General features: G+C 68.3%; 15 protein-coding genes and 4 tRNA genes. 10 read left to right on the top strand and 9 right to left on the bottom strand.

From position 1 onward, the window contains the following. Window positions 1-984: aminotransferase class I/II-fold pyridoxal phosphate-dependent enzyme (locus tag CQ042_RS19915; protein WP_105672177.1), on the top strand; the 984-nt coding region annotated here is incomplete at its 5' end. Between the two features lie 46 nt (window positions 985-1,030). Further along, on the top strand, window positions 1,031-1,882 hold the full coding sequence (pdxY, locus tag CQ042_RS19910) for a pyridoxal kinase PdxY (RefSeq protein ID WP_105672174.1): 852 nt from the start codon (window positions 1,031-1,033) through the stop codon (window positions 1,880-1,882). Between the two features lie 30 nt (window positions 1,883-1,912). Here pdxY and CQ042_RS19905 read toward each other — a convergent pair whose 3' ends face one another. The 5 genes from CQ042_RS19905 to CQ042_RS19885 form a co-directional block, all read right to left on the bottom strand. Then, a complete protein-coding gene (locus CQ042_RS19905) occupies window positions 1,913-2,431 on the bottom strand; it encodes a hypothetical protein (RefSeq protein ID WP_105672173.1) in 519 nt (172 codons plus the stop codon). 15 nt (window positions 2,432-2,446) lie between these two features. Further along, a complete protein-coding gene (locus tag CQ042_RS19900) occupies window positions 2,447-3,001 on the bottom strand; it encodes an HIT domain-containing protein (protein ID WP_105672172.1) in 555 nt (184 codons plus the stop codon). After that, window positions 2,998-4,923: a threonine--tRNA ligase gene (thrS, locus tag CQ042_RS19895; RefSeq protein ID WP_219844885.1), complete on the bottom strand. Its 1,926-nt coding sequence runs from the start codon at window positions 4,921-4,923 to the stop codon at window positions 2,998-3,000. Before thrS ends, CQ042_RS19900 begins: the two co-directional genes overlap by 4 nt. Window positions 4,924-5,087: 164 nt before the next feature. After that, complete coding sequence (locus CQ042_RS19890; RefSeq protein ID WP_105672170.1) at window positions 5,088-5,753, bottom strand: response regulator transcription factor; 666 nt, start codon at window positions 5,751-5,753, stop codon at window positions 5,088-5,090. Then, the gene (locus CQ042_RS19885; RefSeq protein WP_105672169.1) at window positions 5,750-6,907 is read right to left on the bottom strand and encodes a sensor histidine kinase; all 1,158 of its coding nucleotides are present in this window, start codon (window positions 6,905-6,907) and stop codon (window positions 5,750-5,752) included. The genes CQ042_RS19890 and CQ042_RS19885 overlap by 4 nt, the downstream gene beginning before the upstream one ends. Window positions 6,908-7,072: 165 nt before the next feature. Here CQ042_RS19885 and CQ042_RS19880 point away from each other — a divergent pair, with 165 nt between their 5' ends. From CQ042_RS19880 to CQ042_RS19850, 7 genes are all read left to right on the top strand, one after another. Continuing rightward, window positions 7,073-8,023 carry an alpha/beta fold hydrolase gene (locus CQ042_RS19880; RefSeq protein WP_105672176.1) on the top strand — a complete coding sequence of 317 codons (951 nt, stop codon included), beginning with the start codon at window positions 7,073-7,075 and terminating at the stop codon, window positions 8,021-8,023. A 66-nt stretch (window positions 8,024-8,089) separates the two neighbouring features. Then, window positions 8,090-8,503 (top strand): hypothetical protein, encoded by a 414-nt coding sequence (locus tag CQ042_RS19875; protein ID WP_105672168.1) that lies wholly within the window; start codon window positions 8,090-8,092, stop codon window positions 8,501-8,503. A gap of 40 nt (window positions 8,504-8,543) precedes the next feature. After that, window positions 8,544-9,893 carry a deoxyribodipyrimidine photo-lyase gene (locus CQ042_RS19870; RefSeq protein ID WP_105672175.1) on the top strand — a complete coding sequence of 450 codons (1,350 nt, stop codon included), beginning with the start codon at window positions 8,544-8,546 and terminating at the stop codon, window positions 9,891-9,893. Window positions 9,894-9,960: 67 nt separating this feature from the next. Beyond that, on the top strand, window positions 9,961-10,566 hold the full coding sequence (locus CQ042_RS19865) for a hypothetical protein (protein ID WP_105672167.1): 606 nt from the start codon (window positions 9,961-9,963) through the stop codon (window positions 10,564-10,566). Between the two features lie 122 nt (window positions 10,567-10,688). Then, window positions 10,689-11,306, top strand: a complete 618-nt coding sequence (locus tag CQ042_RS19860) for a copper resistance CopC family protein (protein ID WP_105672166.1) — start codon at window positions 10,689-10,691, stop codon at window positions 11,304-11,306. Between the two features lie 11 nt (window positions 11,307-11,317). Then, window positions 11,318-11,851, top strand: a complete 534-nt coding sequence (locus CQ042_RS19855) for a copper chaperone PCu(A)C (protein WP_105672165.1) — start codon at window positions 11,318-11,320, stop codon at window positions 11,849-11,851. Beyond that, on the top strand, window positions 11,851-13,077 hold the full coding sequence (locus tag CQ042_RS19850; RefSeq protein ID WP_105672164.1) for a Dyp-type peroxidase: 1,227 nt from the start codon (window positions 11,851-11,853) through the stop codon (window positions 13,075-13,077). Before CQ042_RS19855 ends, CQ042_RS19850 begins: the two co-directional genes overlap by 1 nt. Window positions 13,078-13,140: 63 nt before the next feature. On the opposite strand, the gene CQ042_RS19845 is transcribed toward CQ042_RS19850, so the two are convergent. The 4 genes from CQ042_RS19845 to CQ042_RS19830 all read right to left on the bottom strand — a co-directional run bounded on the left by CQ042_RS19845 (window position 13,141) and on the right by CQ042_RS19830 (window position 14,028). Next, window positions 13,141-13,665, bottom strand: a complete 525-nt coding sequence (locus tag CQ042_RS19845) for a hypothetical protein (protein WP_146115443.1) — start codon at window positions 13,663-13,665, stop codon at window positions 13,141-13,143. A gap of 67 nt (window positions 13,666-13,732) precedes the next feature. Then, window positions 13,733-13,804, bottom strand: a tRNA-Val gene (locus CQ042_RS19840). Between the two features lie 26 nt (window positions 13,805-13,830). After that, window positions 13,831-13,901: transfer RNA gene (locus tag CQ042_RS19835), tRNA-Cys, on the bottom strand. A 54-nt stretch (window positions 13,902-13,955) separates the two neighbouring features. Continuing rightward, window positions 13,956-14,028 (bottom strand) — tRNA-Gly (locus tag CQ042_RS19830). 151 nt (window positions 14,029-14,179) lie between these two features. Between CQ042_RS19830 and CQ042_RS19825 the strand changes: the two genes are divergently transcribed. Beyond that, a tRNA-Val gene (locus CQ042_RS19825) sits at window positions 14,180-14,255 on the top strand. Window positions 14,256-14,258 lie beyond the last annotated feature (3 nt).

The raw sequence follows: 14,258 nt of genomic DNA, 5'->3' as shown, positions 1-14,258 counted from the left end.
CTGATGACAATCGCCTCCCGCCCCGTGCTCTACGGCGAGCCCGTGATCGATCGGGGCCTCGAGGAGTGGTCCAGGGAGTGGATCTCCGCCGATCTGGACGACGTCGACTTCCGCATCACGATCACCAGCGGCGCCGTCGACGCCGTCGAGAGATTGCTGGCCCAGGCGCTGATGCGCGATGACGCGGTCGCGCTCGAGGACCCGTGCTTCCTGGCGAGCATCCACACGGTGCGGCTGGGTGGATACCGCGCCGTGCCCGTCCCCGTCGATGCCGAGGGGATGACCGTCGACGGCCTGCGTTCGGCGCTCGAGGCCGGCGTCCGCGCGGTGATCTGCACGCCGCGCGCGCAGAACCCGACAGGGGCGAGCCTCACGGCGTCGCGTGCCGCCGAGCTCCGCGCCGTGCTCGCCGATCACCCGTACGTCCTCATCATCGAAGACGATCACTTCTCGATGCTCTCGCAGCGACACTACGAGTCGCTCATCGGACCGGCCCACCGCCGGTTCGCGCTGGTGCGCTCCGTATCGAAGTTCCTGGGCCCCGACATGTGCCTCGCGATCGCCGCGACCGATGTCGAGACGGCCGAGCGACTCGCGATGCGGCTGAGCCCCGGCACGACCTGGGTGAGCCACCTCCTGCAGCGTCTCGCCCTCACACAGCTGACAGACGAGGCGGTGATGGCCGAGGTCGCCGCCGCCGCTGCGCACTACGCCGAGCGGAACTCCGCCTTCGCCGCACGCTTGCGTGCCGACGGCATCGATGCGACGCCGTCCGACGGCATGAGCCTGTGGGTCGAGTTCCCGCAGCCCGCGCGCACCATCGCCGATCGCCTGATGCGACGCGGCTGGCTCGCCCGTACCGGGGATGACTTCGCCCTCGACGAGAAGGCGGAGCCCTCGCACCATCTGCGCCTGACCGTGCACGATCTCTCCGACGGCGAGGCCGAGTCGCTCGTCGCAGACCTCGTCGCCGCGGGGCGATGACCATCCGTCGCGGGCACCGGCCCGCCCTGAACGAAAGAGTCGGAGAATGAAGATCCTCTCCATCCAGTCAGCAGTGGCTTACGGGCACGTCGGCAACTCCGCCGCCGTGTTCCCGCTGCAGCGCATCGGCGTCGAGGTGCTCCCGGTCTACACCGTGAACTTCTCGAACCACACCGGCTACGGCGCCTGGCGCGGTCCTCTGATCGCACCGGACGACGTGCGCGAAGTCATCACCGGCATCGAGGACCGCGGCGTCTTCGGCCAGATCGATGCGATCCTCAGCGGCTATCAGGGCGGGGAGGGCATCGGCGACGTGATCATCGACGCGGTCGCTCGTGTCAAGGCCGCGAACCCGAACGCCGTGTACGCGTGCGACCCGGTGATGGGCAACGCGAAGTCCGGCTGCTTCGTCGCACCCGCCATCCCGGTCCTGCTGCGCGAACGCGTCGTTCCGGTGGCCGACATCATCACACCGAACCAGTTCGAGCTCGGCTTCCTCACCGGCACCGAGCCGGACACCCTGGAATCCACTCTCGCGTCCGTCGATGTCGCTCGCGCGATGGGTCCCGGGACCGTGCTCGTGACGAGCGTCGAGCGTCCCGACCGCGAAGAGGGCACGATCGAGATGCTCGCCGCCGATGAGCAGGGCGCCTGGATCGTGCAGACCCCGCACCTGCCGATGAAGGCGAACGGCTCGGGCGACGTCACGGCGGCGCTGTTCACGGCGCACTACGTCGAGACCGGCAGCGCGAAGGTCGCTCTCGAGCGCACGGCGTCCAGCGTGTACGACCTGCTCAAGGCGACGCTGGAGTCCGGTGAGCGCGAGCTCCAGCTGGTCGAAGCGCAGGAGTTCTACGCCCACCCGCGGATGCAGTTCACGGCACGTCAGGTGCGCTGAGGCCGATGACCGGGTGTGCCCCTCTCGGGCTCACCCGGTCGGGATCGGGAGCTCGCGATACGCAGCGATCCAGTCGGGATAATCGTCCGGGCAGAGGTGCTTCATCCCTGTGATCGCCAGACCTCCGAGCATGAACGGCACGCCAGGGTCCGATTCCCCGAACGCGCGAGCCCAAGTCTGGAGGATGCCCGGATCGTCGATGTGGGCCTGCACCCGATCGACGTCGACGTCATGACCGGACTCGATCGCCTTCAGACACACGTCGAGGGTGAGCTCCAGGCTCATCCAGGCGAGATCCTCGTCGGGAATGCCTTCCCACACGCCGCTGTCGATGACCTCGGCGACGAGGCGCTCGTGCTCCGGCGTCTTCGGAGCGAGACGCCCCTCGTTCGTGGCGTACCCCTGCTCGAGGAGGAAGGCACGTCCTTCGTCCTCCACGCTCAGCGAAGCAGTGGGCTCGGGGCGTGGCTGCGACGCGCACGCCGCGATCGGAAGGGCGAGTGCGAGGAGCACGATGCCGGCGCCCGCGCGGACGGTTGAAGTCACCACGTCACAGCGCCGACGTCACGCCTGCTGCTGGGGCCAGGCATTCGCCACGGCCTCGCGCACCTCGCCGAGGAGCTGCGGGAGAGCCTTGGTCTTCGCGATGATCGGGAAGAAGTTCGCATCCGACGTCCAGCGCGGCACCACGTGCTGGTGCAGATGGGCGTCGACGCCGGCGCCCGCCACCGCGCCCTGGTTCATGCCCAGGTTGAAACCGTCGCAGCGCGACACCTCCCGCAGCACCCGCATCGCCGTCTGCGTCAGCGCGCCGATCTCGGCGACCTCCTCGGGCGTGGCCTGGTCGTACGTGCCGATGTGACGGTACGGGCAGACGAGCAGGTGTCCGGAGTTGTACGGGAAGAGGTTCAGCAGCACGTAGGCCGTCTCGCCCCGGGCGACGACCAGCCGCTCGGCATCGGGGAACTTCGGTGCCTCGCAGAACGGGCACTCCTCGCGCAGCGGCTCCGGGCCCGCCTGGATGTACGCCATCCGGTGCGGGGTCCACAGCCGCTGGAACTCGTCCGGAACCCCGGCAAGGAGCCCGGAATCCTCCAGCGGCTGCTCCCCCTCGGTCACGCCAGGTCCCCGGCTGTCTGCACGAGGGCGTGCGAGTCGATGGCGGCACGGATACGGGCCACGGCGTCGGCGATCGGCACACCGTTCTCCTGTGCGCCGTCGCGGTAGCGGAACGAGACGGTGCCCGCGTCGCGGTCCTTCTCCCCCGCGATCAGCAGCAGCGGGACCTTGCCGGTCGTGTGCGTGCGGATCTTCTTCTGCATCCGGTCGTCCGAGGTGTCGAGCTCGGCGCGCACGCCCTGGGAACGCAGCGTGTCGATGACGTCGCCCAGGTAGTCGGCGAAGTCGTCGGCGACCGGGATCCCCACGACCTGCACCGGAGACAGCCACACCGGGAAGTCACCCGCGTAGTGCTCGAGCAGGATCGCGAAGAACCGCTCGATCGAGCCGAACAGCGCGCGGTGGATCATGATCGGGCGCTTCTTCTGCCCGTCCTTGTCCATGAACTCGAGGTCGAAGCGCTCCGGCAGGTTCGGGTCGACCTGCACGGTCGAGAGCTGCCAGGTGCGGCCGATCGCGTCGCGCGTCTTGAGGTCGATCTTCGGGCCGTAGAACGCGGCCTCACCGGGAACCTCCGTCAGCTTGAGTCCGGACGCGACGGCGACGCGGCGCAGCGCATCGGTCGACGACTCCCAGAACTCTTCCGAGCCGATCCACTTCGACTTCTCGTCGTCCTTCATCGAGAGCTCGAGCTCGAAGTCGGTCAGACCGAAGTCGCGGAGCATCGAGAGGATGAACTCCAGCACCTTGGCGACCTCGGCCTCGAGCTGGTCCGGCGTGACGAACAGGTGCGAGTCGTCCTGCGTGAAACCACGCACCCGGGTGAGGCCGTGCAGGGCGCCGGAGAGTTCGTTGCGGTAGACGGTGCCGTTCTCGGCGAACCGCAGCGGCAGGTCACGGTAGCTGCGCGCACGCTCTTTGTAGATGAGGATGTGCATCGGGCAGTTCATGGGCTTCAGGTAGTAGTCCTGGCCCTGCTTGGTGATGTTGCCCTCGTCGTCGCGCTCCTCGTCCATCACGATCGGCGGGAACATGCCCTCCTTGTACGTGACGAGGTGGTTCGAGGTGAGGAAGAGGTCTTCCTTCGAGATGTGCGGCGTGTACACGTAGGTGTAGCCGCCCTCGATGTGGCGCTTTCGCGCGTGCTGTTCCATCTCGCCGCGGATCACACCGCCGCGAGGGTGCCAGACCGAGAGGCCGGAGCCGATCTCCTCGGGGAACGAGAACAGGTCGAGTTCCTTGCCGAGGCGGCGGTGGTCGCGCTTGGCGGCCTCCTCCAGGCGGTGCTGGTAGGCACGCAGCTCGTCCTTGGTCGGCCAGGCCGTGCCGTAGATGCGCTGCAGCTGCGGGTTCTTCTCACTGCCACGCCAGTACGCGGCAGCGATGCGGGTGAGGTCCCAGCCGTTGCCGATCATGCGGGTGTTCGGCAGGTGGGGTCCGCGACAGAGGTCCTTCCAGACGACCTCGCCGTCACGCGTCGTGTTGTCGTAGATCGTCAGCTCGCCCTCGCCGACCTCGACGGAGGCCCCCTCGGCGGCTTCCTTCCCGCCCTTGAGACCGATGAGCTCGAGCTTGAACGGTTCGTTCGCGAGCTCGGCGCGGGCCTCTTCGTCGGTCACCACGCGGCGGACGAAGCGCTGGCCCTCGCGGACGATGCGCTGCATCTCCTTCGTGATGGCCTTGATGTCCTCGGGTGTGAACGGGGTCTCGACACCGAAGTCGTAGTAGAAGCCGTCGGTGATGGGCGGGCCGATGCCGAGGTTCGCCTGCGGGTTGATGCGCTGCACCGCCTGCGCCAGCACATGGGCCGCCGAATGGCGGAGGATGTTCAGTCCATCGTCGCTGTCGATCGTGACCGCTTCGACCTCGTCGGTGTCGGTCACGGTCGTGGCGAGATCCTTGAGATCGCCGTTGACGCGCATCGCGACGACGTTTCGGTCAGTGAACAGGGCGAAGCCGTCATTCGGCCGGGCGTTTTCAGGCACAGAAACTCTCCATCTGGGTCGGTGTCCAGGTTACTCGCATGATCACGCCGTCCCGACCGCCGCGGGCACGCCTGAGCGCACACCGCCGGAGCGGCGTGCGCTCAGGCGCCGGCGACCACGATCCCCGACTCGTACGCGTGGATCACGAGCTGCGCGCGATCGCGTGCGTGGAGCTTCGACATGATGCGGTTCACATGGGTCTTCGCGGTGTGCGGCGATATCACGAGGCCATCCGCGATGTCCTGGTTCGACGCCCCGCCCGCCACGAGGAGCAGCACTTCACGCTCACGCTCCGTGAGTTGTCGCAGCGGCTCCTCGTGCCAGGCATCGGCTCGCGGATGCCGAGGCGGCACGGAGCGCTCGATCAGGGACCGCGTCGCGGCGGGCGACAGGAGCGCCTCACCGCGGTGCACCACACGGACGGCGCTGACGATGTCCTCCGGCTCCGCCCCTTTGCCGATGAAGCCGCTCGCGCCGGCGCGGAGTGCGGCGACGACGTAGTGGTCCTCCTCGAAGGTCGTCAGGATGAGCACGCGGGTCGCGGTGGACCGCGACGCGCTCAGGATCTGCGCGGTGGCGGCGATGCCGTCGAGCTCCGGCATCCGGATGTCCATCACCACGACGTCCGGCATCGACTCGTGCACCGCGGACACCGCCTCGCGCCCGTTCGCTGCCTCACCGACCACGTCGATGCCGCCGTCGACGAGGATGTCGCGGACAGCCTGCCGCACCAACGGCTGATCGTCGACGACGAGCACCCGGATCATGGCGCTCCTCCGTCGAGGGGGATGCGCACCTCGAGGCGGAATGTGCTCCCGGCCCGGCCGGTCTGCACATCTCCGCGGACGGCGGCGACGCGCTCGCGAAGTCCACGCAGTCCGTGGCCACCCGCACCCGACACCGCCTCCGATTCCGCCGCCACCCGATTGTCGACGATGAGGTGGAGCGCACCGTCTTCCGTGCGCAGCCGGACGAGCGCTATGGCGTCCGCTCCATGCTTGTGCGCATTCGTCAATCCTTCGAGGACCACGAGGTAGGCGACGTGATCGCTGGCCGGCGAGAGTGCGGGCCGATCGGGCTCGTCCTGCAGATCGACATCCAGCCCGGCCTCGCGAAACTGCGCCGTCAGGTCGTCGAGACCGGCGAGGCCGACCTGCGGGCGAAGATCGCGACGATCATCCGGATCGTCGGAGCGCAGCAGCGCCATCAGCCCACCGATATCGGCGAGCACCGTGCGAGAGGAACGGCGGATGGTGCTCAGGGCCTCGCGCGCACGCTCCGGCCGGTTCTCCAGCGCGGATGACGCCACGCCCGCGTTGAGGCTGATGACCGAGATCTGGTGCGCGACCACGTCGTGCAGGTCGCGCGCGATGCGCACCCGTTCTTCGGCGACCCGTCGCCGCGCTTCCCCTTCCCTCCCCTGTTCGGCCCGCTCCGCTCGCTCTGTCATGGCGGAGACGAACTCGCGTCGTGACCTGGTCGCGTCCCCCAGCGCTCCGGCGAGGGCGATGATGAAGACGAACTGCAGCGCGCGGGCATCGAAGAGATCCCCGCCGAGCGGGATCGCGTTGGAGAAGAAGACGATCGCCGCCGCCGAGCCCACGGTGACGGTCCCGACGAGTCGCCCGCGACGGTCCACGACGGCGAAGGCGCTGATCGCCATGGCGATGAGTGCGCTCGGCGACAGGACACCCGCGAATGACAGGCACACTGCGCACAGCAGGCTGACTACGAGCACGACGAGGGGATGCCGGCGACGGAACGGCATCGCGGACGCGGGGACGAGGGCGACGACGAGCAGCCATCCGGCCGCGCGGAACGCCTCGTCCGGGAAGGGCGACACGGCGAACACGACCACCACGACCACGGCGATCACGTCGGAGAGCGGCGCCGCGATTCCTGGGGGACGAGGTGCCGGCATCACACAAGTATTCACCGGGACGCCTACTCCCGGATCCCCCACCGGGATGAGCGTCGTGTACTGCGATCGCAGTACACGAGTGTCCACGGCAGGTCGACGCGGCAGCGGACGCCGGGCAGCACGCTGGAACGAGGGCGCACAGTGCGTGCGCAGAGAGAGGTCGGCATGAAGAAGCCCGTCAAGAGAGTGCTCATCGCGCTCACATCCGTCGCAGCCGTGATCGCCGTCGGACTGGTCACAACCACCGTGGGCAACGCGGTGGCCACCGCCATCGAACAGGATCGCATCGAGCCGTACGGGCAGAAGGTCACCGTGGACGGGCAGGAGATGAACATCATGATCACCGGTGAGGGTCCGGAGGACATCGTGCTCCTGCCGGGTTTCGGCACCGCATCGCCCGTGCTCGACTTCGAGCCGCTCGTAGCCGAGCTGGCCCAGGATCATCGCGTCATCGTGGTGGAGCCGTTCGGCTACGGGCTGAGCGACGGCACGGATCGGGCCCGCACCACCGACAACATCGTGACCGAGACGCACTCCGCCCTGCAGGAGCTCGGCATCGATGACTACGTCCTGATGGGTCACTCCATCGCCGGCATCTACGGCATCCAGTTCGCGAACCGCTATCCCGACGAGGTGCGGGCGTTCGTCGGGATCGACAGCAGCGTCCCCGGTCAGCCCGGCTCGGACACCGAACTGCCCGTCGGACTCTTCGGTGCAGCGAAGAACCTCGGGCTGGTGCGACTCATCGCGTCGTTCCGCGGCACGGGATACGACGAGTCCATGTACTCCGAGGAGGCACGGGAACAGATCGCGCTGCTCACCGACCGGAACACGCTGAGCCCCACCTACCTGAACGCGATGTCGCTGCTCCCCGCGAACTTCGAGGATGCTCTCGGCACGAGCTTCCCCGAAGAGCTCCCCCTGCTGCTGTTCGTCGTGGCGGACAATCCTGCCGTCCCCACGTGGGTGGATCTGCACGAGGAACAGGCCGAGGCCGTCGCCGATGGAACGGTCGTACCGCTCGACGGAACGCACTACCTCCACCACACGCACACGCCGGAGATCGTCGACGAGTTCCGCTCCTGGGAGCGGACCCGGATGCCCTCCACGGAGTGACGGGCATCGCGCGGCCGAGGAGGACGGAAGTCTCGAACCCACCCTCACATCACGTAACGTGAGCGGATGGACAGAGCAGTCGCACGATGGATCCTGGCGATCGCGCTCGGCGCGATCGGGGTCGGCCACTTCCTCGGCACCCGCGGATTCCGGGTGGTGGTGCCGGACTGGGCCACCCGACTGACCAGGCTCGACAAGGACGCGATCGTGATCGCCTCCGGCGCTGCGGAGATCGCACTCGCCGCAGGGCTGCTCGCGTTGCCGAAGGAGCGTCGGCGCATCGGCTGGGCGACCGCCGCGTTCTTCGTCGCCGTGATGCCCGGCAACGTCCACCAGTGGCGGACCAAACGCTCGACGCCGGGACTCGACACGGATGCTCGACGGCTCGGGAGGCTGTTCCTGCAGCCGCTCCTCGTCCTCTGGGCGCTGTGGTCGACCGCAGACGAGACGCCCCGCCGCCGAAACCGCCGTCGGCGGTGAACGACGAACCCGCACCGAAAGCTCGAAGAGAATGGTGTCCATGACATCCCCCTCGATCGTGTGGTTCCGCGACGATCTCCGACTCGCCGACAACCCGGCGCTCCGGGCCGCGATCGATCGAGGCGAACCGGTCATCGCGCTTTACGTGCTCGATGAGGAGTCGCCGGGCGTCCGTCCGCTCGGTGGCGCAGCCCGCTGGTGGCTGCATCACTCACTGGCGTCGCTCGACGATCGTCTCCGTGAGCGCGGCGGTGCGCTCGTACTGCGCCGCGGCCCGGCCGAACGTGTCGTGCGTCAGACGGTCGCGGATGTGGGGGCCGGTGCCGTGCTCTGGAACCGCCGGTACGGGGGTGCCGCGCGGGAGATCGACTCGGCGCTGAAAGCGGGGCTCCGGGCCGCGGGACTCGAAGTCGCCTCCTTCGCCGCCTCCCTGCTGCATGAGCCGTGGACGGTGACGACCGGCAGCGGCACCCACTACTCCGTCTTCACCCCGTTCTGGCGCGCGTGCCTCGCGCTCCCGGCGCCCCGTGCTCCCCTGCCGGAACCGCGAACGGTCGAGAGCCCGGACCGTGCTCCCGCATCCGATGCTCTCGAGGACTGGAGCCTGCTGCCCGTCCGTCCCGACTGGGCCGGTGGCCTGCGCGAGACGTGGGAGCCCGGCGAACCCGCCGCGCGACGGCGCCTGCGGGACTTCCTCGATGAGGATCTCCCGCAGTACGACCGCGCTCGCGACGAGCCGTCCGCGGGGGCCACATCGTTGCTGTCCCCTCACCTGCGCTGGGGAGAGATCAGCCCGTTCACGATCTGGCATGAGGCGGTCGGCGTCGACGGCGCCGGCGGGTTCCTCTCCGAGCTGGGCTGGCGCGAATTCGCCTGGCACACGCTGTACCACTCCCCCGCCCTCGCGAGCGAGAATCTGCGACCGGAGTTCGACGCCTTTCCCTGGCCGCCGCTGGACCCCCTCCACCTCGACGCCTGGCAGCACGGCGAGACGGGCGTGCCGCTCGTGGATGCCGGCATGCGCGAACTCTGGCATACCGGCTACATGCACAACCGGGTGCGGATGGTCGTGGCATCCTTCCTCGTGAAGAACCTGCTCATCGACTGGCGGCTCGGGGAACAGTGGTTCTGGGACACGCTCGTCGACGCCGACGAGGCGAACAACCCCTTCAACTGGCAGTGGGTCGCGGGCTCAGGTGCCGACGCCGCACCGTACTTCCGCGTGTTCAATCCCGAGCTCCAAGCGAAGAAGTTCGACCCGCAGGGTCTCTACATCTCGCGGTGGGCATCCGAAGCGCCCACTGTGCCGATCATCGAGCTGGCGGAGACGCGGAAGGCAGCGCTCGCCGCCTACGAACTGGTCAAGAGAGCGCCGCGGTCACGGGAGTGAACCGAAGGTGGGCGCGATCAGGAGGCCCACGATGGGGCGCACGCGCCGTCCATGCCAGACTGGAGCCGTGACCGAGTCCAGGAAGCCAGCCGTCATCCGCGGCTTCGCCGCCTCGTCACTGGCGATCTTCGTCGCCCTCGCCGGCCACGTGTCGGGCGGTGGGCAGATGCCCGGAGCGCTCGGCATCCTCGTGCCGTGGGTCTTCTCCTTCATGATCTGCGTGCTGCTCGCCGGTCGTTCGCTGTCGCTGATCCGCCTGACCCTCTCCGTCGCCGTGAGCCAGGTCCTGTTCCACACCCTGTTCGTGCTCGGCACCGTCACACCGTCCGGCGTCTCCGCGCCCCACGTGCATGGCGCGCCTCTCGTGATCCCGGCGACGACCGGCATCCCGGAGGCGGTGACCGCCGACGCGTCGATGTGGCTGGGCCACGCCTTCGCCGCGCTGCTGACGGTGGCTGCGCTGCATCGGGGCGAGCGCCTGATCGTCGCCGTGCGAGACCTGGCCGTGCAACTGGGCCGATGGCTACGCCGCCGTGTCGATCACGTCCTGGTCCTCCCCTCCCTCCGACTCCCGCGCCGTCTTCGTGGTTTCTTCGACGACGCGCCTGCGGGCGATCTCGTTCTCCTCGCGACTCTCAGAGGTCGCGCTCCTCCTCTCTCCGCTGCGATCTGATCCGCGCCCTGGGCCCACACGGGTCCCGTGGTGCGTCACCTCCGCGCGCCGTCGTTGCGCGTGGGGTTACTGAACGCATGCAGGCACGTCGCGCACGCGACGTCTGATGAGAGGCCATTCCCATGTCCCCTGTCCGCAGGATTGCGGCCGGGCTGGCGTTGGCGACGGTCGCGACCCTCGCGATCGCCACGCCCGCGTCCGCCCATGACCAATTGATATCCAGCACTCCGGCCGCCGATGAGCGCGTGGCGGCAGCGCCGGAGAGCATCACGATGACGTTCTCCGGCGAGCTCCTGGTGCTCGATGAGTCGCTGACCGGGGCTGTCGTCCTGGTCGTCGACGCATCGGGGAAGGACTGGGTCTCCGGCGACGTCACGGTCGACGGCCGCACAGTCACCGCTCCGCTCGCGCCGGGGATGCCGACCGCCGGCTACCAGGTGCGGTGGCAGGTGGTGTCGGAAGACGGCCATCCGATCGCCGGTGTCGTCCCCTTCACGGTCGGCGATGCCGAGCCGATGGAGAGCCCGGTATCGGGCGGCGCGGTGGAGACCCCCTCAGCGCCCGCAGAACAGCCGGATCAGAACGCCGCAGATTCGGGCAGCGCCGTCAGGGTGCTGCTCATCGGAGCGGGCGGGGCGGCCGTGGCCGTCCTCGTCCTCGTGCTCCTTCGATTCCTTCGTCGTCCTCGGACGGCAGCCGCACCGCCGGAAGACGGCGGTTCCGCGGCAGATGACCTGTGAAAGGCACCATTGTGAACACCACCAAGAACCTTCCCCGCCTCGCGGCCGTGATCGCGGTCTCCCTGCTCGCGCTCACCGGATGCGCCCCGGAGAGCAGTCCGACCGATTCTTCGCCCCGCCCCGCGGGCGACGCCGTCACCATCGAGGATGCCTGGGTGAAGTCGGCGGAAGAAGGCATGTCCGCGGGCTTCGGAACGCTCGTCAACAGCGGCGACGCCGACGTGACCGTCGTGTCCGTCACGTCCGAGGCCTCGAACATGCTCGAACTGCATGAGACGGTCGAGAACGAAGCCGGTGAGATGGTGATGCGTGAGAAGGACGGCGGATTCGTCATCCCCGCCGGCGGCGATCTCGCTCTGGAGCCGGGCGCGAACCACATCATGATGATGGGTCTGACCGGCCCGCTCACGGCGGGCAGCGACGTCACCTTCACCCTCACGTTCTCCGACGACTCCACCTACGAGTTCTCCGCTCCCGTCAAGGACTACTCCGGCGCGAACGAGAACTACGAGGGCGGCGAAGAGCAAGACGGCATGGAGCAGTGATGACGGCGCCCTCTGAGGGCGCCCGCTCCCGCCGCGCCGGGTCGACCCGGCGACAGTTCCTCCTCGGAGGAGCTGTCGCCGGTGTCGGTGCGGCCGCGGCCATCGGAGTGGACCTCGCCCTGAACAGCCGGGAAGACGGCGCGAAGCCGGTCTCCGCCCCGATGAACGGGGAGCAGACCGTCCCGTTCTTCGGCACGCATCAAGCCGGCATCGACACTGCGGCGCAGGCGCATGGCGTCTTCCTCGGGCTCGATCTCCGCGAGGATGTCGACCGTGGGGGTCTCATCCGCCTGCTGCGCATCCTCACGGACGACGCGGCTCGTCTCACGCAGGGTCGCCCTGCTCTCGCCGATTCCGAGCCGGAGCTCGCCCTCTCGCCGGCGCGACTCACGATCACCTTCGGCTTCGGCCCGGGTCTCGTCGCGCGCGCCGGCGGAACAGGTCCCTCATGGCTCGCGCCCCTCCCGGCTTTCGGAGTGGATCGACTGCGTCCGGAGTTCTCGGACGGCGACCTTCTGATCCAGATCGCCGGGGACGATCCGTTGACGGTCGCCCACGCGACGCGGATGCTCCTGAAGGACGCCCGCGGGTTCGCGAGCATCCGATGGACGCAGCAGGGGTTCCGCCGCGCCTACGGCACCGAGCGCCCGGGGACGACGATGCGCAACCTCTTCGGACAGGTGGACGGCACGACCAACCCCGAGCCGGGTACAACGGACTTCGATGAGGTCGTATGGAGCGCGGGAGGCTGGCTCGATGGCGGAACAGGAATGGTGCTCCGTCGCATCCGCATGGATCTCGACAAATGGGACCGCTTGGACCGGGGTGGACGCGACGCATCCGTGGGGAGGACACTCGCCGACGGGGCGCCCCTGACCGGGACCGCGGAGTTCGACGAGCCCGACTTCGAGGCGAAGACGTCGCTCGGCTTCCCCGTCATCCCGACGTTCGCGCACATCCGGCGTGCCAGGGGCGACGGGTCCGAACGAATCTTCCGACGCGCGTACAACTATGACGAGCGGCCGGCCGGCAGCGAGGTCTCCGAGTCCGGTCTGCTCTTCGTCTCGTTCCAGGCCGACATCGACCGGCAGTTCATCCCGATGCAACGCAGACTCGATGAGCTTGACCTGCTCAACGAGTGGACGGTTCCGATCGGCTCTGCCGTGTTCGCGGTCCCACCCGGATGCGCGGAGGACGGATTCATCGGCGAGACGCTCTTGGCGTGAGAGGAGCCGCGTGCTCGGCGCCGGCCGAGCACGCGGCCTGCCGCGCCATCCCTCGGGACACCGCTAGGGCCATCCATCGCGCAGACCCCCGGCAGGGCGGCGGCGCAGCGGCGGACGAAGATGCATGGTCGCGAATGCGAGCACGACGAGCGAAGGGAGGAAGAGTCGAGCGTCCGGCTCATAGCCGTCCGTCGCAGGCCAGGCGACGGTTTCGACGTAGTGGACCGGTCCCGCGTCACCCACGAAGTAGGACAGCACCATCCCGCATGCCGCCACGCCGAACAGCGCGAACGTCCAGCCTGCATGCTGCAACCACCACAGGCGCACCGGCGGTGCCAGGCGGAGGGGGAGACCGAGCAGGAACACCAGGACGGTGAGCGGAGTGGAGAAGAATGCGAAGCCGATGACCTGCAGACCTTCCGTGTAGGCGCCCCCGATGGACGTCCAGGTCGCGATCGCTACGTAGGTGATCAGGCCGGTAAGAAAGATCTGCGCCGGCAGGAGGATCCAGGCTTTCATGGCAGGACTCGAGGAGCGCCGCACCACCGCACCGGGTTCCGCAGTCGGAAGCTGCGCATCGGCGTTCACCGTTGGAGTCTATGACCGGCGATCTGCCGAACACGAAAAAACCCCCGGAGAACCGGGGGTTTGTCTGTGCGCGATACTGGGATCGAACCAGTGACCTCTTCCGTGTCAGGGAAGCGCGCTACCGCTGCGCCAATCGCGCCCGTTGGGGCTTTTCAGTTTTCCGTGAGGTGGCGACGGGATTCGAACCCGTGTAAACGGCTTTGCAGGCCGGTGCCTAGCCGCTCGGCCACGCCACCGTGTGGATTGACCCCACGTGCGGCGGATCTTCCGAAGAAGATCCACTGCACTCGAGCGGATGACGAGACTCGAACTCGCGACCCCAACCTTGGCAAGGTTGTGCGCTACCAACTGCGCTACATCCGCATTTCGTTCCCGGTTGTCCCGGGCACTCATGAAACATTAGCCGAAGATCCGCACTCCGCCAAACCGGCAGCGAATCTCGCGCGTGTCTCGCCGAGTGGTCCTCGCGGCCTCTGAGCGTCCGGTAGTATCGGTTGACGTACCCCACGGGTATGGGCGATTGGCGCAGTTGGTAGCGCGCTTCCTTCACACGGAAGAGGTCATCGGTTCGAGTCCGGTATCGCCCACCAACC

This window comes from Microbacterium sp. MYb62, assembly GCF_002979475.1.
GTDB lineage: Bacteria > Actinomycetota > Actinomycetes > Actinomycetales > Microbacteriaceae > Microbacterium.
This window is presented reverse-complemented; position numbering and strand designations above follow the sequence as displayed.